Here is a 19050-nt window from a genome sequence, read left to right as displayed (position 1 = left end):
TTTGTCATAAAGTTCGTCAAATGATATAGTATGTTTAATAAGAGACGTGCTTTACGCTTGAAATCATGAACAATCTTTCTTGAAAGGTGTGAAGTCTAAAATGAGTACATTGCCGACAGAATACGAACGGACGGAAATCGGTGAAATCCAGATTGCTCCTGAAGTAATCGAGGTTATTGCAGGTCTGGCGACCGTTGAGGTTAAAGGTGTAGCAGGTATGAGCGGCGGATTCGCCGGTGGTATTGTTGAACTTCTTGGACGTAAGAATCTGTCCAAAGGAGTTAAAGTAGAGGTTGGACAACGTGAAGCTGCGGTGGATGTTTCTGTAATTATTGAATATGGCAATCGCCTTCCTGAAGTGGCTGCTGAAATTCAACGTAATGTTAAGCGCTCCATCGAGACTATGACTGGTCTGACTGTTGTGGAAGTGAATGTGCATATTCATGATGTGCAATTCAAGAACAACAACACTGTAGACAAGAACGAAGAAACAGAAACGATTCTTCGTGTGAAATAGCAGTCATCGTTCTTCCATAAACCCCCGACAGCAAAGTCGAGGGTTTACTCTAATTTAAGGAGGTTATGAGACTCGTGGCAAAAATTTTGGACAGACTTTTGCTGTTTGTCTACAGCTTAAGTATCGGAATACTATCTGTTATTGCCATCCTCCTCTTAAGCGGTGCGATTCCTAGAACTTTGGAGATTGAGAATGGACCAGCAGCTTATATTACAGCAATAATAGTAGCAGTTGTCTTGTTCCTTCTGAGCATCCGATTTTTCTACATCTCTCTGCGCCGTGATCGCGCTTCATTGCCTTCGGTCGATCAGCGTACAGAGTATGGGGATATCCAGATTTCAATGGAAACTATTGAGAATCTGAGTCTTAAGGCTGCCGGTAAAGTGAAGGGAATCAGAGATCTCAAGTCACGTATTCGTGTCTCGCAGGCTGGCCTTGAAATTACAATTCGTGCAGTAGTGGACGGTGAGCATTCATTACCGCTGCTTACGACAGAAGTACAACGTCAGGTGCATGATTTTGTGCAGGAGACAACCGGCATTCCGGTTGCTGATGTGTCTGTATATATTGCTAACCTCACGCAGTCTCCAAGCTTCAAAAGTCGAGTGGAATAGAGGTGAGTTTCCCTTATGTCTTGGAAAGAAGTATGGGAAAGTCACGGGGGTAGAATCGCCGGAGTGACTTTCGGCATTGGTCTGGGTTTGATTTATTTAATTTGCGGTTTTTGGGATATGCTGTTCTTTGCACTGGTAGTGTTCATCGGATATACGCTCGGCAAAAGAAAGGATACCGCGCAAGCGCCCCTGTTTCAATGGCAGGAGTTGGTTTCGCGATTATCCGGACGCTGGCGTCCCTTTAAGTGAACCGCGATAGTCTTTTTCCCGGAGCAGGAAACCGTAAGTTTGTGTTGTCCGTTGCCCCCGGAAGAAAGGCTTTGCGGTTTTTTTGCGACAAGGGATAGGTATATTTGCGAGCTTCCTCTGAAGGTATCTTCGCTTTGTGCAATAATCCTCACAGGATTAGGGAAAGAATGAATAAGTGTGAAGCGATATTTGGGTCGTAGACGTTGTTGCAGTACAAGTGAATATTTTAATGCGATATAAGATTTTAGGAGGAACACATGAAAAGACGTATAGCTAGAGAGATTATTGTCCAAAGCCTGTATCAGATGGAAATGAACGATGTGGAAAGCGCGGAAGCCGTAGAAATGCTGCTCGAGGAAGCTTCAGAAGAGAATGAAACCGAACGTGTAATCACGGACGAGATTCAGCTTAAACACTATGTGGTAGAACATGTGAATGGGGTATGGGAGCACAAGGTAGCGATCGACGATATACTTGAACATTACCTGAAGGGCTGGCAAATGAGCCGTCTGTCACGTGTGGATCGTCAGATTCTACGTTTAGCAGCGTATGAAATGGTGTTCGCCAATGATGTGCCTGCGAAGGTTGCGGTGAATGAAGCGATCGATTTGGCCAAGCATTTTGGAACGGATGATTCCGGGAAGTTTGTTAACGGAGTACTCGGCAAGATGATCCAAGAGATAGATACTATTAAAGCTGACCATTCTTAATTTATAAACCATAGTAAAGTATATAAAAGGGGAGAGACTAACATGACAGCAGCAATCATCAGTGGTAAACAAGTATCCGAGGAAATTCGTATTAGCATTGCCCAAGAGGTTGCTGAACTGGCGAAACGCGGCGTAAAGCCCGGTTTGGCTGTTATTCTAGTAGGTGAAGACCCGGGATCTCAGGTTTATGTTCGCAATAAGGAGAAATCTTGTATCAGCTTAGGATTCCATTCGGAAGTGCATAAATTGGATGAATCCACTTCTCAAGAAGAACTTCTGGCACTGGTAGCAGAGCTAAACGGACGCGATGATATCGACGGAATTCTGGTTCAACTCCCATTGCCTAAGCATATCGAGGAGAAGGCTGTTATTGATGCAATCTCCGTGGAAAAGGATGTAGACGGCTTTCACCCTGTCAATGTAGGCAACCTGGTCATCGGTGCCGACAGTCTTCTTCCATGTACTCCTGCAGGAGTAATCGAACTGATCAAACGTACAGGAACAGGTATGGCAGGTAAACATGCCGTTGTAATTGGTCGTAGCAATATTGTAGGAAAGCCAGTTTCCCTCTTGTTGCAACGCGAAAATGCTACCGTAACTATGTGCCATTCCCGTACAGCTAATATGCAAGAGATTAGCCGTCAAGCGGATATTTTGGTTGTAGCGATCGGACGAGCTAATTTCATTGATGCTTCCTATGTGAAGCCGGGTGCTGTTGTCATCGATGTGGGCATGAACCGTCTGGATAACGGTAAACTCGCAGGTGACGTTGATTATGAAAGTGCAAAAGAAGTTGCCGGATACATCACGCCTGTTCCAGGCGGGGTTGGTCCGATGACTATTACAATGCTGATGAGCAACACGCTGATTGCGGCTAAACGCCGTCACGGCCTGGAATAGGGGTAAGATTCATGGCGGCAGAGCGGCAGGTTTATTCGATCAAAGAACTCAACCGTTATATCCGCATGAAGCTAGACTCGGATAATTTACTTTCGGATGTGTGGATTCGCGGAGAGATATCCAACTTTACACATCATGGCAGCGGGCATATGTATTTTACACTTAAGGACGAGAGCAGCCGCATTAAAGCGATTATGTTTGCTTCTCATAACCAGCGGCTGCCTTTTATTCCGAAGGAAGGCGCTCGGGTAATTGCCAGAGGTAATGTGACCGTCTATGAACGGGATGGGCAATATCAGTTCTACGCCACACATATGCAGCCTGATGGGATTGGCAGTTTATATCTGGCCTATGAGCAGCTGAAGAGCAAGCTTGAAAAAGAAGGCCTTTTTGCAGAAGCTCGCAAGCGTTCGTTGCCGCGGTTCCCGAAGTGTATTGGTGTGATTACTTCCCCAACAGGAGCAGCTGTACGAGATATTGTGATTACGCTTCAGCGGCGGTTTCCGCAGGTAGCTATTGTAATCTATCCCGTACTGGTGCAAGGCAAAGGCGCTGCGCCTTCGATAGTGAAGGCGATTGGTGCGCTGAACGCCATGGGTGAAGCCGACGTGCTTATCGTCGGCCGCGGCGGCGGTTCGCTGGAGGAGCTGTGGGCGTTCAACGAGGAGGAAGTCGCGCGAGCGATATCGGCATCAAGGATTCCGGTCATCTCGGCCGTCGGCCACGAGACCGATTTCACGATTGCCGATTTCGCCGCCGACCTCCGCGCGGCTACGCCCACAGCGGCCGCTGAGCTGGCCGTGCCTCATGCCGGCGAGCTAGCTGCGCAGCTTCGCCAGCTGCAGCAGCGGCTGCGCCAGGCGCTGCAACAACGCGCCCAGCGTGGACGCGAGCGCCACTCGGTGCTGCAGCGCTCGCTGGCGCTGGCAGGCCCGCGCCGCACGCTGATTCAGCACACGCAGCGGCTGGACATGCTGCGTGAGCGGCTCCAGCGCTCGGCGGATGCACGGCTCAGCCGTTCCCGCGAGCGCAAGGCGGTGCTGCATCACAGTCTGCAGCGGTTCCATCCGCGCGACAGTGTTGCCGCAGCACGTCAGCGCACGGACAGTATGCGCCGTGAGTTAATGGGCGCTATGCAGGCTCGTTTGCAGGAGAAGCGATCTCGCTATGTGGCAGAGATTCGTCACCTGGATGCGCTGAGCCCGCTAAAAGTTATGTCGCGAGGCTACAGCTTAGTGTATGACGAGGCGGAAGAACATTTAATCAAATCGCTGACCGAAGTGCAGCTTGGCGATCTTGTGGTGATAAAGATGAATGACGGACAGCTGAACTGCCAAGTATGGGGGATGAAGGAGGATGGCAAAGACGATGACGAAGGAAGCGGAACTTGATTTTGAAGGCGCTATGGACCGACTGGAGGAAATCGTTCGTGAGCTTGAACACGGCGACGTTCCTCTGGAAAAGGCCATCGATTTATTTCAGCAGGGCATGAAGCTGTCGCAGCTTTGCGGCAGCAAGCTGGAACAAGTAGAGCGTAAGATCGAAATGATTACCCAAGAGGACGGAGAACTGCGCAAAAAGCCGTTTGGTGCACGTCTGGAAGGGGACGCCGATGAATCGCTTTGAGAATGATCTGGAGGGAAGCTCCGCAAGTGAAAGCATGCGGCAGCCGCTGGAGGATTACATCGCATCGATAAGTGATTTGCTCTCACATGAGCTTGAGACTATTCTTCCCGCAGCGTGGACGGTTCCAGAAAATTTACAGCAAGCGATGAAGTATTCGCTAATGGCAGGGGGCAAACGCCTCCGGCCGTTGCTTGTGATCGCTGCTTGTGAATCACTGGGAGGCAGCCGTGAAGCAGCCTTGCCTGTTGCAGCTGCGATTGAAATGGTACATACCTACTCGTTGATTCATGATGATCTGCCTGCCATGGATAATGATGATTATCGGCGCGGCAAGCTGACGAATCATAAAGTCTTTGGTGAAGCATCAGCTATTCTTGCGGGTGATGCGCTTTTGACCCATGCTTTTTATAGTGTGGTACAAGCCTCCCGTAAATTTGGCATTCCTGCTGATAATGTTTTATCCATAGTGGAGGATCTGGCGGAAATGGCAGGTCCACGCGGCATGGTCGGCGGTCAGATTGCAGATATGGAAGGCGAGCAAGGACTAACAGATCTTGCGCAGTTGAAGTATATTCATCTGCATAAAACCGGAGATTTAATTATCTTTTCGTTGTTAGCCGGCGGACGTATCGCAGGGGCAACAGAGAAGCAGCTTGAAGCTCTGCGTGATTTTGGTACAAGCATCGGACTAGCTTTTCAAATCCAGGATGATATTCTTGATTTGGTTGGTGATGAAGGAAAGCTTGGCAAAAAAACAGGCAGCGATATCAAGCAGCAGAAGGTAACCTACCCTTATTTTATTGGGTTGGAGGAATCTCGTGCTGAGGTGAAGCAGCTTACAGAAGCAGCCCGAAATGCTGTGCTGAATGGCGGTTTTTACGACAACCAGCGCCTGCTGGAAATTGCAGATTATTTAATGGCACGTGATCACTAAGTATGAACTTTCGAAGCGGCTGTATTTCGACAGCCGTTTCGTTTGTGTTATAATGGTTTTTATATATTTTACAACATCTAGGAAAGCGGGGAACTATTCGTGCTGCTTCCACAAATAAATGATCCACAACAACTGAAATCACTGTCAGTCGAAGAATTAACTACTCTTGCAGAGGAGATTCGACGATTTCTGATTGAGAAGCTTACAGCAACCGGCGGGCACCTCGGTTCTAATCTGGGGGTGGTGGAGCTCACGCTGGCCTTACATTATTGCTACAACAGTCCTCGTGACAAAATGATCTACGACGTTGGCCACCAAGCCTATGTCCACAAAATACTGACCGGCCGTCAAGATCGCTTTGATACCCTGCGCAAATATCAGGGATTGTGCGGCTTTGTTAAGCGCTCTGAAAGCGAACATGATGTGTGGGAGGCTGGACATAGCAGCACCTCTTTGTCGGCAGCGATGGGGATGGCTATGGCTCGTGATCTAAAAGGCGAAGACAACAAGGTGATTGCCGTGATTGGTGACGGTGCGCTTACCGGCGGGATGGCTTTTGAAGCGCTTAACCACATTGGCCATGAGAAGCGTAAGCTGATGGTTATTTTGAACGATAATGAAATGTCGATTGCTCCGAATGTAGGGGCGATGCACAATTATTTAAGCAAAATTCGTTCGGACCGTCATTATTTGCGTGCCAAAGACGAGGTTGAAGGGCTGCTTAAGAAGATTCCTGCCATCGGTGGACGATTAGCGAAAACCGCTGAACAGTTAAAAAACAGTCTTAAATATATGATGGTTCCTGGAGTATTGTTTGAAGAGCTTGGTTTTACGTATCTTGGGCCAGTGGATGGACATGATCTGGAGAAAATGATCGACACCTTCCATCAAGCAGATAACGTGGCGGGTCCTGTGCTTGTGCATGTGCTGACGACCAAAGGCAAGGGCTACAAACCGGCTGAGACTGATTTTTATAAATCGCATGCCATTTCCCCTTACAAAATTGAGTCAGGTCAGGCACTTAAAGCTGTAGGTCCTCCAATGTACACCGAAGTATTTGGCAGTACGCTGATTGAGCTGGGACGTGAAGATTCGCGTCTGATTGCAGTTACCCCTGCGATGCCAGGTGGTTCAGGGTTGTTTCCTTTTGCGAAGGAATTCCCGGATCGCATGATTGATGTCGGGATTGCAGAGCAGCATGCGGCAACCTTGTGTGCAGCTTTGGCTATGGAAGGGATGAAGCCGGTATACGCCGTGTATTCTACCTTCATGCAGCGTGCCTATGATCAGATCGTCCATGATATTTGCCGCCATAACGCCAATGTTATGTTCGCCATTGACCGTGCTGGATTTGTGGGTGCGGATGGTGAGACTCATCAGGGTGTGTACGATGTTGCTTTTATGCGCCATATCCCTAATATGGTTATGATGATGCCAAAAGACGAAAATGAGCTGCGTCATATGATGAAGACGGCACTTGAATATAATGACGGTCCAATTGCTTACCGCTATCCGCGTATTAACGGAACAGGTGTGGCATTGGACGCTGAACTGCATACCCTTCCTATAGGATCATGGGAACGACTGCGTACAGGAGAAGGATATGCTGTAGTAGCATGTGGTCCTATGGTTCAAGTGGCTGAAGAAGCCGCTGATTTGCTGAAGCGGGAAGGGATTCAGGTGGGCGTTGTGAATGCGCGTTTCCTGAAGCCGCTTGATAATTCCATGCTTCTGGATTTGGCTCATGCTGGAACCAATATGGTTGTTATTGAAGAGGCTTGTCAAGCGGGAAGTCTCGGCAGTGCGGTATTGGAGTTCTACGCGGAGCATGAAATTTATGACGCTCGTGTACATCTGATGGGTGTGCCCGACATCTTCGTGGAGCATGGCTCCATTAAAGAACAACGTCAGCAAACAGGTCTTACCGTAGAAGCGTTATGTGCTCGTATCAAGTCCATGATGGCTCTAAGTGCTTATAATTACAAAACGACTTCGTCTTCCTAAGTGGAAGCCGGAAATTAGTAACCCTTGAACGATCGGGAGATGACCATGGAACACCGTAAAGAACGAATTGATGTACTGCTTGTGGAGCAAGGTTTTTATGAAAGCCGGGAGAAAGCTAAAGCTGCTATTATGGCAGGGTTGGTGCTCGCGGATGAGGAACGTATTGAAAAAGCTGGCATGAAGGTCTCGCGGGAGTCTACCCTTAAGGTTAAAGGCTCTGTGCATCCGTATGTCAGTCGTGGAGGCCTAAAGCTGGAGAAGGCTCTTCGCCAATTTAATATTGATCTTACCGGTCGGAACATGCTGGACATTGGTGCTTCCACTGGCGGCTTCACAGATTGTGCGCTTCAGAATGGTGTAAGCCATGTGTACGCCATTGATGTTGGCTATAACCAGCTGGATTGGTCACTGCGGAATGATGAGCGAGTGAGCGTTATGGAGCGTACGAACTTCCGGTATATGACACCTACAGATTTGCAGGGTCCTGTTCCGGACTTTGCCAGTATTGATGTATCTTTTATATCCTTAAAAATAATTCTCCCACCCCTCAAAGCCTTGCTGCAACGTCCAGCAGATATCGCTGCACTCATCAAGCCGCAATTTGAGGCTGGACGTGAGAAGGTTGGAAAATCAGGTGTGATTCGTGATTCTGCTGTCCATAAAGAGGTTTTGATTAATGTACTGACTATGGCTGCTGAGTTAGGATTCGGTCTCCATGGATTGACTTTTTCGCCAATTACAGGCGGGGAAGGCAATATTGAGTTTCTTGCTCATTGGAGACTGACGCCAGAAGTGGCGGAAGGCGAAGAATCATCCGTACAGCCGGCAGCTGCTGTTGCAGCAGTCATTCAAGTGGAGGACTTTCCATCCCTTGCTGATGAAGTGATTAAGCAGGCTACGGGTACTTTTAATGTGAGTTCTACTCATGGAAACTCCGCGCGCCGTTAGAGCTTTATGAACACCCCGTCAACCTCAAATGGTCAGCGGGGTGTTTTTTTTGAGTGGGAAGTCTGAAGAGTTCAACCTTGAAAATTCCTCTTCATCTGTTAAGATTGAGGGAGCAGATTTGCTCAAAGGGATTGAATTTATTAAAATAAAGACCCGGTATAAAATCCGGGTCTTTATATTTTGAATCTTTTTTTGGATTTACTGTGCTCGTTGTAATTGTAAATTGCTGAATTAGCGAATAATATCAATTATGCGGAAAGCTTATAAAAAGACAGCTTAGAAGCAGGATTTACCAGGGCTTCACGCGAATAAATCACCGAGGTGATTGATAGTGGCGGGTAGCTCTGACAAGGTCGTTATGGCGTTTATTGGGGTAGCATTATCGATTTTTATAATATATCGGATATATGTATGGCTGCAGAGTTCTCCGCGTTCTTTTATGAAGGATCAAATTCCGTTCAATAAAGTGATTATTCCACATCCCTCTATTGATATACTTGAGGATGAAGGATATGAGGTCGTTGGAGGGAAATTAAAAATCCCCTTGTCTTTCAACGTAAATGGGGCGCAGATGTATAGCCGGTTATTTATAGATTATGTGGCGACAAAAGAGGAAGGATCTTTATATTTAGTTATCCTTTCCAGACCACGCAAGCCTTTGGATTTCACTGGCAGTGGCTTACGTGATACCTTGCTTCCCTACCTGCTGATCTATCCGGAATGCAGCGGCGTTCTATATGTTAATGTAGCAACAGCATCGATCCATGTCATTAAGCTTGGCAAAGACGACGGAGAATCAAACTGAGTCCATATTTTTTATATACCAGGAGGCAACAATGAAGGGACAACGACATATTAAGATTCGTGAAATTATTACACAAAAGGATATCGAGACACAGGACGAGCTTGTGGAAGCCTTGCGGGAATCAGGTTTTCAAGTTACTCAAGCCACAGTATCTCGAGATATAAAAGAGCTGTTGCTCATCAAGGTACCCATGGATGATGGAAGATATAAATATTCACTTCCAACGGATCAACGGTACAATCCCATTCAGAAGCTTAAGCGCGTTCTTGTGGATAATTTTGTGCAGATCGATTCCTCGGCTAATCTTGTGGTGATGAAATGTTTACCAGGTACGGCTAACTCTGTCGCTGCTTTAATTGATAATATTGACTGGCCACAAATTATGGGAACCCTTTCTGGTGATGATACAATCCTTATCATTTGCCGTTTACCTGAGGACAGCAAGACCGTAATTTCACAAATCATGGGTTATATTTCTTAATTATAATTAATCAGATGCCTGTCATCTTCTCGGAGGTGCTCTATTAGTGTTAGAAACCTTGTCTATACGCAATCTTGCCGTCGTTGAGGCGGTAGATGTGCATTTTTATCCTGGCTTCCACGTGCTTACGGGGGAGACCGGGGCAGGTAAATCCATTATTATTGATGCGCTTGGATTGATTGTTGGAGGCCGCGGTTCAGCGGATTCCATTCGTTATGGTTGTGAAAAAGCGGAGATGGAGGCGCTCTTCAGTCTTCCAAGCGGTCATCCCGTTTGGGAGACTTTGGAGCGTCTTGGCATTGAGGCCCAGCGCGAGGAGCATCTTATTATACGACGCGAGCTTACCTCTCAAGGTAAAAGTACATCACGTGTAAATGGGCAGATGGTCAATCTTACCATGCTTCGCGAGATCGGCGAGCAGCTGGTTAATATACACGGCCAGCATGAGCACCAGAACTTGCTGAAGGCGGAACGGCATCTGGGACTGCTGGATACATACGGAGAACCGATTATTGGTCCGCTAAAGGCAGTTTTTCAGGAAAGGTATTCTGCCTTCGCGAAGGTGGAGAAAGAGCTGCGAGAGCTACAGGAATCCAGCCAGAAGGCATACCAAATGCTTGACTTATATCGTTTTCAGCTTGAAGAAATTTCATCCGCCGGATTAAAACCGGGAGAAGATGAATTACTTACCGAAGAACGGGTCAAACTATCCCACAGTGAGAAAATGATGGATTCCGTATCGGGTGCATATGAGCTACTTTACGACAGACAAGGCTTGGAATCGATCGGTAATGTTATTTCCAGACTTGAGGATGCAGTTCGTTACGATGAGAAGGGTCTGCGAACAGTGCTCGAACAGCTGCAGTCCTCATATTACCAGCTAGAGGATGCTGCTTTTCAGCTTCGTGATTACCGGGAAAATATCGAGTTCAATCCGATGCGACTTGAAGAAATCGAGAATCGTTTGGATTTGATCACTGGACTCCGACGTAAATATGGAGAAAGTGTAGAACAGATTTTGGCTTATTATGAACAAATTCACCGGGAAACTGATTTGCTTGAGAATAAAGATGAATATCTGGAGAAACTGACGGCGAAGCGCGATTCGTTGCTGTCTGTATTAATGGAAGCAGCTACGGAATTAAGTGAAGCACGAAAGCTTTGTGCTGCTGATCTGGCCACCCAAGTGGAGGGTGAGCTCAAAGACCTTCAAATGGAAAGAACCTCGTTGCAGGTCAAATTGGACAGGCTGGAGGACCCGCGTGGAGTCGAATACAATGGTCGGCGTATTCGCCTCACAAGACAAGGGATAGACAGCGCAGAATTTATGATATCCCCTAACCCGGGCGAACCCCTGAGACCTCTTGGCAAAATTGCCTCTGGTGGTGAGCTGTCGCGTATTATGCTGGCAATGAAAAGTATTTTTGCGCGCCATGATGCAATTCCAGTTCTAATTTTTGACGAAGTGGATACTGGTGTCAGCGGCAGAGCTGCTCAGTCCATCGCAGATAAGCTGTTTAAGCTGTCCTCTACCTGTCAGGTGTTCTCCATTACTCACTTGCCGCAGGTGGCTTGTATGGCTGACCATCAGTACTTAATCCGCAAAAAGGTTGAGGATGGAAGAACCATGACTGAAGTGGAATCCCTAACGAACGATGGACGTGTAATGGAGCTGGCCAGGATGCTGGGTGGCGTAGAAATTACCGAAAAAACATTGCACCACTCGCAGGAAATGCTTAATCTGGCCGAGGCAAGTAAGGCTGCAACAAGCTAAGCGGAGCAATGATTGACAGTAATAAAAGCCTGGGGGCAAGGTTATCTTATAGGTACGCAATTGGCGACCACCTTTTTCGTCAAGCGAAAGAAGCAAAAGGGAGCGTGACAGCCATTGAAGCCTAACCTCAGGAAGTTAATGCCAGGCCTTTTATTTGCCTTCTTTCTTAGTTTATCGGGCATAACGGGAACAAACCTAAGTTCTGCTGCACCACTGCAAGGTGAACCAGCCAAGGTGACTGCACAAGGAATTCATTCCGAGCTTAAGGTGATCCCGGGAGGTCAAACGATCGGTGTGAAAGTGAAATCAGCAGGTGTTTTGGTTGTTGGTCATCATCTGATTGAAGTATCCGAGAAAACTAAGCTTTCCCCAGGAGAGGTCAGCGGTTTAGTGCCGGGTGATCTGATGATCTCCATGAATGGTGAGAAATTGGACGAGTTGTCCAAGGTGGCCAAGCTGGTGGATCGTGCTGGTAAAGCGAATAACCCCTTGACCATTGTCTTCAAACGCGGAGGTAAAGAGCATACAGCTAAGCTAAAGCCCGCGTATGACATTCATGACAAAGTGTGGCGGTTAGGCCTGTACATTCGTGATTCAGCAGCGGGTGTTGGCACATTAACTTTTTATGCTCCAGAGCAAGGTGTATATGGAGCTTTGGGACATGTGATTACAGACATGAATACCGGTACTCCAATTGTTGTAGGTAGTGGTCATATCGTTCAGTCCAGTGTCACCTCGATATCCAAAAGCCAGGATGGCGATCCGGGCGAGAAACGAGCGCATTTTTTGAAAGAAAGCCAAGTGCTTGGAAATGTGGAGAGCAATACTGACTTCGGCATCTTCGGTAAAATGAGCTCCAATCCCGAGCACAGTCTTTACAAAGAACCTATCCCCGTGGCGATGAGCGATCAAGTCAAGGAAGGTCCTGCTGAGATCCTAACTGTAGTTGATGGTCAACAGGTGGAGCGGTTTAAGGTTGAGATCATTCATGTAGCACATCAGCAAACGCCAGCCACTAAAGGAATGGTGCTGCGGATCACCGATCCACGCCTTATTGATAAGACAGGCGGTATCGTCCAAGGCATGAGCGGAAGTCCTATCGTACAGGATGGCCGCCTCATCGGAGCCGTAACTCATGTATTTGTAAATGATCCTAAGTCCGGTTATGGGTGCTTCATCGAATGGATGCTTCAAGATTCAGGTGTGACCAAACAGGAGAATAGGTATTCATTAAATCTTAAGGCGGTTTAGCCTTAAGATTTTTTTGTCGAACGATTACGAAGAACCTCGAACATTGAGATAAAATATTTAATTATAATCCAACGCAGAAAAAAAATAAAGAAAAATAATTTTCGACAGAAGGGAATTCGATCTCCATGTCGAAAACGTAAGAGACAAGAAAAAAATGTTATTTTCGAATAGCAGATATAATTAAGGAGGAAGCAGCCAGTGCAGAATATTGAAGTGTTGTTGGCCGATGATAACAGGGAATTTACGAATTTGCTTTCCGAGTACATTTCTGAGCAAGAAGATATGACCGTAACGGGTATCGCCTATAATGGTGAAGAAGTGCTTCAAATGCTTAGCGAAGCGCGTAAAATTCCCGATGTTCTTATTCTTGATATCATCATGCCGCATTTAGACGGCCTAGGTGTATTGGAACGTCTACGTGATATGGATCTGAATCCTCAACCGAAGATCATCATGCTGACTGCTTTTGGTCAGGAGAACATCACTCAAAGAGCTGTACAGCTTGGTGCATCCTATTATATTTTGAAACCGTTCGATATGGAGGTCCTGGCAAATCGTGTACGTCAGCTTGTCGGCTCTCAAGGCAGCATGAGCTCCTCCTCCAACATGTACAATTATTCGTCGACGTCCAGATCGAATGTAGTGCCGCTCTCTAAGGGCAAGAACCTCGACGCTAACATTACCTCGATCATCCATGAAATCGGTGTCCCAGCGCATATCAAGGGCTATCAGTACCTGCGTGAAGCGATCACCATGGTATATAACAATATCGAGATCCTTGGTGCGATTACGAAGACACTCTACCCAGCAATCGCTGAGAAGTTCAAAACCACGCCTTCACGCGTAGAACGCGCGATCCGCCATGCGATTGAAGTCGCTTGGACACGTGGCAACATCGACTCCATCAGCCATTTATTCGGCTACACCATTAATATCTCCAAATCTAAGCCTACTAACTCGGAATTTATTGCCATGGTAGCAGACAAGCTGCGGATTGAGCATAAGGTTAGTTGAAAGGGTTAGGGGCAGTGCGGGGTAAGGGATTGTGGGTTGCTGGAAGCGACTTTCAGTCAGTATATAAAAATCGATAAACTTGTTTTGAAGCCGATAAACTTTTTTAAATCTCGCCCGATAAACCTAAATGGTTTATTGGGTTTTGTTTTTATTTAAAGATTAGCCATCTTATAAATGGTGAAACTCAAGCAGACATGGAACAATCGGGCGAGCTGGTTAAATAAACCAATCTTCTATCAGATATAGGGAACTACATTTGTGAGTTAAGTCGGAGGAATCTTCATGAATTATTACGAATCAGGTGTTGAAAGAATTAAGAATATTGATGCGAATTTATACATTGGAATTTCAAAAAAAAGATACGAAGAAGTAAGATCTAGAGGTGAATATGAAGCAGATGCTAATTTGATTGCAGAGTATTACCGTAGAGTCGGCGTGTTTTTGCAGTTTATCTCTAAGGAAGCAGCAAGTATATACATAGGTATGGATATGTTATTAGGTTTTAAGATGGAGGAAAATGAGTGGGACATTTTCTTAGAAACGTGTCCGAATTTTAATAAAATTGATATTATGCTTATGAAATTAATAAGTATACATTATTTACGCTGGTGCTCTTTGCTTGATGCGCGCGACAATATCGCATTGCAGTTTCCAGATATATATGAACCGATGATCAAATTATTTGAGAGAGGTGGGGGACGGATTAATACCCATCACCACGAACTGGTTGGTGGATTTGGAGCTTTTTCACGCTCTATTTATGCAAATAGAGGAGATATGACCCCTTTTGATATAAGCGATGTTGTTCTAGAAAATATAATTAAGGAAGTAGAACTAGCAGAAGGTTACTTAGCGGACTACAAGAACGGAAATTTATCAGAAAATAATTGTATCCGCTGTGGTAACAAATTATTGATCCTACCAAACTTATCGGATTATGGTTATCAATGGTATAAAATTAAATGCGAGACCAAAGACTGTTTTGATAAAAATTTCTCATGATACTTCATTATAGTTATATCAATCAGAGAGATGAAGAGAAGTTTGGAAAAAAATGTGTTGGGAAAGATTTTTAATGATAAGTGAACCACTGTCCGCGGCATGAGCTATCAATAAAATCAATGCAGTAAAAAGACACTGAGATCTATTCATCAGTGTCTTTAATGTGGATACTTTTCCACCAACAGTTTATTTCATCGTTCTTGTAATCATTTCATTCAGAAGGTTGGAATTTAAAGTAACTTAATCAGCTCTTCTAGCTCGTCAACCATACCTTTTGCAAGTTCAAAATTATTGTCTTTTAAAGCTAATTCTATTTTCATTTCAACTGCTTTTTTATTTTGTTCATTTTCTAAATAATCTTTATCAAAATGACTGGCATAAATCATCTTTCTGAATTTTCGCATACTCATTTTTCTAATCGTCTTCTCGTCAATGATTAGTACATAATCCATACCATTTACTACAGAATAGAAATCATGAGAAATCATGAGAATTGCACCTTTATAATCTTCAATGGCTTTCTCCAGTGCGATTTGTGTATAGGTGTCTAAATGGCTTGTCGGTTCATCAAGAAGCAATAAGTTTGCTTTGCTAGCAGAAACTTTCGCCAATTGCAGTATATTTTTTTCGCCACCAGATAAAGATTCTATCTTTTGAGTAAGAATTTCTCCTTCAAAGCCATAGTTTGAAAGATGTGCTCTAATCTCGTCATAAGTTGCAAACCCAGCATCGATGAAGTCTTCTAGTATGGTATTAGAATCCTTTAGCACTTCGTCTTGAAGCTGAGAAAGATAAGCCACTTTAATATCAGCATTTATTTCAATTGAATCATGATTATTTTTAAAGATATCTCGGAGTAAAGTCGTTTTCCCGGTACCGTTTGGACCGATAAGGGCTACTTTATCTGTAGGTTTCATCTCAAAGTTAACATTTTCTAAAATCAACTCATCAAAGGAAACACTATAATTATTCACATTTAAAACAGTGATGTCTTCTTCAATTTCATTGTCCACACCAAAACTGATTTTTGGTTGCTTAATATCAACGAATGGCGCTTTAATTTTTCGCGCTTCCAATCTTTCTTGAAACTTAACCCTAGCTTTTAACGCTCTCCCTCTAGATGCTTCTGAATTATAGGTTGCGATCGCTCTAAGATTATCAATAATGTTATCGTATCTCTCTATTTCTTCTTGTTCAGCGACTGCGATTTCTTGTAACTCAATTTTCGTCTGAAGTAATGAGAAGTTATACTCAATATATCGCCCATCGAACTCTTGGATCTCCATGTTTTCAAGGTGTATAATTTTGTTAAAACAATGATTCAATAGATAACGGTTATGCGTAACAACTAGCAATATTCCTTTGTGAGCATTAATAAGATTTTTAAGTGCATTTAGGTTTTCAAAATCTAAAAATACATCGGGCTCATCCATAATCATTAAGTCTGGGCTAGTCAGCATTTCCTTCATCACTTGAATAAGCTTGAATTCCCCACCACTTAGGTCGGATACCCTAACATCTTTTAGCTTCAAGAGGTTGGCTAAATTTAGTTTCTTATTAATATTGCTTTCAAAATCATTTCCATCCATTAAATCAAAGGCATCTAGAGCTAATTGATACTTTTCGAGTAATGAATCAATATCTGATGATGTTTCCATTTCAGTGAGAATAGCTGTTATTTCATTTTGTATCTTAATAAATTCTTCTCCTATATATTCAAAAACGGTTGTTTCTTTAGATTTGTCTAGTTGCGAAAACTGACTTACATATCCAATTTTGCAGGTGGGGTCCATCTCTAGCTTGCCTTCGAACAAATATTTTTCTGGATCCATCAGTATATCGATCAGTGTACTTTTACCACTGCCGCTTGTTCCTATAAAAGCGCAATGTTGTGCTTCTTCAAGCGTAAATGAAATGTTTTTATATAGTTCTTTTTGCGGGAATGCGAAGGATAAGTTATCAACTTTTATCATAGTGTTACCTTTCTTAACTAAAAATAGTGACTATTATAAGATGTATTGAAGAGTACAGATTTTGAGTTTACCGTTGATAGAGTAACACTGTTTACAAGCAACTTCAATCATTTCGCATTAAAGGTATCAAAATCATCTGATAATACAATCTTACAGACTAATAAATTATGGTCATAAAACCTATAAATACCTAATGGCTACAACTCGGAATTTATTGCCTTGGTAGAAGATAAGCATATTCCATTTAATGTTATAGTGGAGTTAGTAGGGTAAATCCTTTGTTATTTTAGATACGTACATGCTTGAATTTATTAAGGAGAATCATAGCTACAGATGTAAATAATCTAAGTGTAATATTTAATTATGGAGGGAATATGAAATTTTATTTGAGATATGTAATACTATCTTTTTGTGTATTCTTCTTTTTGTCAGGATGTAGCTGGAATGCAATCAATGAAAAAGAATTAGATCAATTTATCGAAAGTGAAAATTTGGATTATGTATCTATACAAAAGCTAAACGACGAGGAATATTACATTTTTAGCTTGCCCTATATTTATATTTATCGTAGTGCTTCTGACTATACTAAATCTACGGCTATGATACGAGATGAGATAGCTATGGGTGGTTTAGAGAAAGGTTCAATTGGCCTTGTAATTAATAATACGCCAGTTTTAAAAGATGCTAAAACATTTTCAGTGGTGATTGACAGTAAGACTCGTGAGTATGAATATACAGGTGGAAAATATCTAATTATAAAAGATAGTAGGATTTGGAATCCGACTGCTCAATTAAAAATTATTTTCTCAAATGATAAAAACGAAACAATATTTGAATCAGATTATTAAAGAAGATTTATTGGTGTTTACTACTATTTACATATTCTTATTTTGCTGATTTTCTATTACATGAGTATCACTTGAAAATACATATAAGAACCTTCTTTGCGTATAACCTTCATGCGTACTCAACAAAGTAATTACGTAGATTATGATGATACTTATCTTCAAAGTTAAATTGGTAAACAAATAAGGAGAACTCTTTATGACAATCCCATCAGGAATAACACGTGAACACGTAATCAGTAGTAAAATATTCCTTGGCTATCTTTGTTTATGTTTATAAGAACAAGAGTCATATAAAGTGAATTTGAAAGTGGGAGAATAGTTTATGGATTTAAAGAAAATTAATTCTTTAACAAAGTACCCAAGCATTCTTACATATCATCAATTAGGTGAACGAGGTCGGTTAAATGATGTTTTAACGGAGTCAAGAGGCTTCGCAGAATTAGACGATGTTTTTGTTTACGAAAAAGTAGATGGTGAAAATTCAAGGATCATTTTATTAAAAAATGATAATAACGAAGTTGATTATCTAATTGGTTCCAGAGAAGAATTGTTATATGCAAAAGGAGATAGAATCGGTAATCCTTATGGGAACATTGCGGAATTTCTTAAGCCGTTAGCAGAAAAAGTAATTGCAGATATCCTTCTTGAGGGTGACTGGGCATTAACCGTAATTTATCAGGAATCTTATGGAGGGAAAACTAAAGCATCCAAGAACTATTCTGACAGAAAAACTCAAGGGTATCGTGTATTTGATGTGTTCTCCTTGAATAAGGATGAATTATATAGACTTCTTGAGTTATCGCAGGAGAAAATTGCGATGTGGCGTGATCACGGAAATCAACCATTTTATGATGAAATTGAGAAGAAGAGATTTATTGAAAGTATTGATTTGCAGTCTGCACCACTTCTTGAAACCATAAAGGGTTCCGAGTTTCCAACTTCTCTTGAGAGTACATATTCTTATTTAAAAAGATTCGAAAACACGCAAGTAGGCATCGACGCATCAGGCAAATCAGAAGGAATCATTGTTAGAACAACGGATCGTAAACAAATTAGAAAAATACGGTTTGAAGATTATGAAAGAACGTTTAGAAAGTAATAGTTGGAATTATTATCAATGCTGATACTTTCAGAATTTAGCATGAGGTTCCCAAAGCAATGGGGTTTGTGAACAGCCCCCAAAATACTGCTTATTCATTGGTCCAAAACCAATAAATATGCGGTATTTTTTTGTGCCAGTTTTGAACTCCAATTAGATAAATCCCTATCGACTATAACTAATACCATGTCCTTGCCATTTGCAAAACCTCCCCACTTCACAAAACATACAACCATTTGGCAAATAATGTTTGACATGTGAGGAATGTCACTGATAAGATGATGTAAATTAAACCTAGTTG

At 43.3% G+C, this 19050-nt stretch carries 19 protein-coding genes; 18 read left to right on the top strand and 1 reads right to left on the bottom strand.

The window, feature by feature from the left end; all coding sequences use genetic code 11:
- Positions 1 to 100 precede the first annotated feature (100 nt).
- The 16 genes from MHB56_RS05840 (at position 101) to MHB56_RS05765 (ending at position 14829) form a co-directional block, all read left to right on the top strand.
- Positions 101 to 517, top strand: a complete 417-nt coding sequence (locus MHB56_RS05840; RefSeq protein WP_076129649.1) for an Asp23/Gls24 family envelope stress response protein — start codon at positions 101 to 103, stop codon at positions 515 to 517.
- Between the two features lie 74 nt (positions 518 to 591).
- Positions 592 to 1131, top strand: a complete 540-nt coding sequence (gene amaP / locus MHB56_RS05835) for an alkaline shock response membrane anchor protein AmaP (RefSeq protein ID WP_036682827.1) — start codon at positions 592 to 594, stop codon at positions 1129 to 1131.
- Positions 1132 to 1146: 15 nt separating this feature from the next.
- Complete coding sequence (locus tag MHB56_RS05830; RefSeq protein WP_036682825.1) at positions 1147 to 1380, top strand: DUF2273 domain-containing protein; 234 nt, start codon at positions 1147 to 1149, stop codon at positions 1378 to 1380.
- Between the two features lie 257 nt (positions 1381 to 1637).
- Positions 1638 to 2090 carry a transcription antitermination factor NusB gene (gene nusB, locus MHB56_RS05825; RefSeq protein WP_036682824.1) on the top strand — a complete coding sequence of 151 codons (453 nt, stop codon included), beginning with the start codon at positions 1638 to 1640 and terminating at the stop codon, positions 2088 to 2090.
- A gap of 42 nt (positions 2091 to 2132) precedes the next feature.
- Positions 2133 to 2990 (top strand): bifunctional methylenetetrahydrofolate dehydrogenase/methenyltetrahydrofolate cyclohydrolase FolD, encoded by an 858-nt coding sequence (folD, locus tag MHB56_RS05820; RefSeq protein ID WP_036682821.1) that lies wholly within the window; start codon positions 2133 to 2135, stop codon positions 2988 to 2990.
- Positions 2991 to 3001: 11 nt separating this feature from the next.
- Positions 3002 to 4381: an exodeoxyribonuclease VII large subunit gene (gene xseA / locus MHB56_RS05815; RefSeq protein ID WP_038572529.1), complete on the top strand. Its 1380-nt coding sequence runs from the start codon at positions 3002 to 3004 to the stop codon at positions 4379 to 4381.
- A complete protein-coding gene (gene xseB, locus MHB56_RS05810; protein WP_036682818.1) occupies positions 4359 to 4616 on the top strand; it encodes an exodeoxyribonuclease VII small subunit in 258 nt (85 codons plus the stop codon). The genes xseA and xseB overlap by 23 nt, the downstream gene beginning before the upstream one ends.
- The gene (locus tag MHB56_RS05805) at positions 4603 to 5550 is read left to right on the top strand and encodes a polyprenyl synthetase family protein (RefSeq protein ID WP_076129651.1); all 948 of its coding nucleotides are present in this window, start codon (positions 4603 to 4605) and stop codon (positions 5548 to 5550) included. The genes xseB and MHB56_RS05805 overlap by 14 nt, the downstream gene beginning before the upstream one ends.
- Positions 5551 to 5649: 99 nt before the next feature.
- The gene (gene dxs, locus MHB56_RS05800; protein ID WP_076129652.1) at positions 5650 to 7554 is read left to right on the top strand and encodes a 1-deoxy-D-xylulose-5-phosphate synthase; all 1905 of its coding nucleotides are present in this window, start codon (positions 5650 to 5652) and stop codon (positions 7552 to 7554) included.
- A 45-nt stretch (positions 7555 to 7599) separates the two neighbouring features.
- Entirely contained in the window at positions 7600 to 8502 is a 903-nt protein-coding gene (locus MHB56_RS05795) for a TlyA family RNA methyltransferase (protein ID WP_076303987.1), read from the top strand.
- A gap of 331 nt (positions 8503 to 8833) precedes the next feature.
- Positions 8834 to 9307 (top strand): hypothetical protein, encoded by a 474-nt coding sequence (locus tag MHB56_RS05790; protein ID WP_232061423.1) that lies wholly within the window; start codon positions 8834 to 8836, stop codon positions 9305 to 9307.
- A gap of 31 nt (positions 9308 to 9338) precedes the next feature.
- Positions 9339 to 9788 (top strand): transcriptional regulator AhrC/ArgR, encoded by a 450-nt coding sequence (gene ahrC, locus MHB56_RS05785; RefSeq protein WP_036682813.1) that lies wholly within the window; start codon positions 9339 to 9341, stop codon positions 9786 to 9788.
- 46 nt (positions 9789 to 9834) lie between these two features.
- Positions 9835 to 11562: a DNA repair protein RecN gene (gene recN, locus MHB56_RS05780; protein WP_076129654.1), complete on the top strand. Its 1728-nt coding sequence runs from the start codon at positions 9835 to 9837 to the stop codon at positions 11560 to 11562.
- Positions 11563 to 11700: 138 nt separating this feature from the next.
- The gene (gene spoIVB / locus MHB56_RS05775; protein WP_081383394.1) at positions 11701 to 12813 is read left to right on the top strand and encodes a SpoIVB peptidase; all 1113 of its coding nucleotides are present in this window, start codon (positions 11701 to 11703) and stop codon (positions 12811 to 12813) included.
- Between the two features lie 198 nt (positions 12814 to 13011).
- Positions 13012 to 13827, top strand: a complete 816-nt coding sequence (gene spo0A, locus MHB56_RS05770; protein ID WP_036682806.1) for a sporulation transcription factor Spo0A — start codon at positions 13012 to 13014, stop codon at positions 13825 to 13827.
- 282 nt (positions 13828 to 14109) lie between these two features.
- Positions 14110 to 14829 (top strand): hypothetical protein, encoded by a 720-nt coding sequence (locus MHB56_RS05765; protein WP_248548445.1) that lies wholly within the window; start codon positions 14110 to 14112, stop codon positions 14827 to 14829.
- A gap of 230 nt (positions 14830 to 15059) precedes the next feature.
- On the opposite strand, the gene MHB56_RS05760 is transcribed toward MHB56_RS05765, so the two are convergent.
- Entirely contained in the window at positions 15060 to 16802 is a 1743-nt protein-coding gene (locus tag MHB56_RS05760; RefSeq protein WP_076302720.1) for an ABC-F family ATP-binding cassette domain-containing protein, read from the bottom strand.
- 374 nt (positions 16803 to 17176) lie between these two features.
- Here MHB56_RS05760 and MHB56_RS05755 point away from each other — a divergent pair, with 374 nt between their 5' ends.
- Together MHB56_RS05755 and MHB56_RS05750 are read left to right on the top strand one after the other, a co-directional pair.
- Positions 17177 to 17650: a hypothetical protein gene (locus tag MHB56_RS05755; RefSeq protein WP_076278393.1), complete on the top strand. Its 474-nt coding sequence runs from the start codon at positions 17177 to 17179 to the stop codon at positions 17648 to 17650.
- 322 nt (positions 17651 to 17972) lie between these two features.
- A complete protein-coding gene (locus MHB56_RS05750) occupies positions 17973 to 18749 on the top strand; it encodes an RNA ligase family protein (RefSeq protein ID WP_076184157.1) in 777 nt (258 codons plus the stop codon).
- The last annotated feature ends 301 nt before the right edge of the window (positions 18750 to 19050 follow it).

Source organism: Paenibacillus sp. FSL H8-0315 (genome assembly GCF_038005365.1).
Classification (GTDB): Bacteria; Bacillota; Bacilli; order Paenibacillales; family Paenibacillaceae; genus Paenibacillus_AQ; species Paenibacillus_AQ odorifer.
Note: the sequence above shows the minus strand (reverse complement) of the source record. Positions and strands in the feature narration are given on the sequence as shown.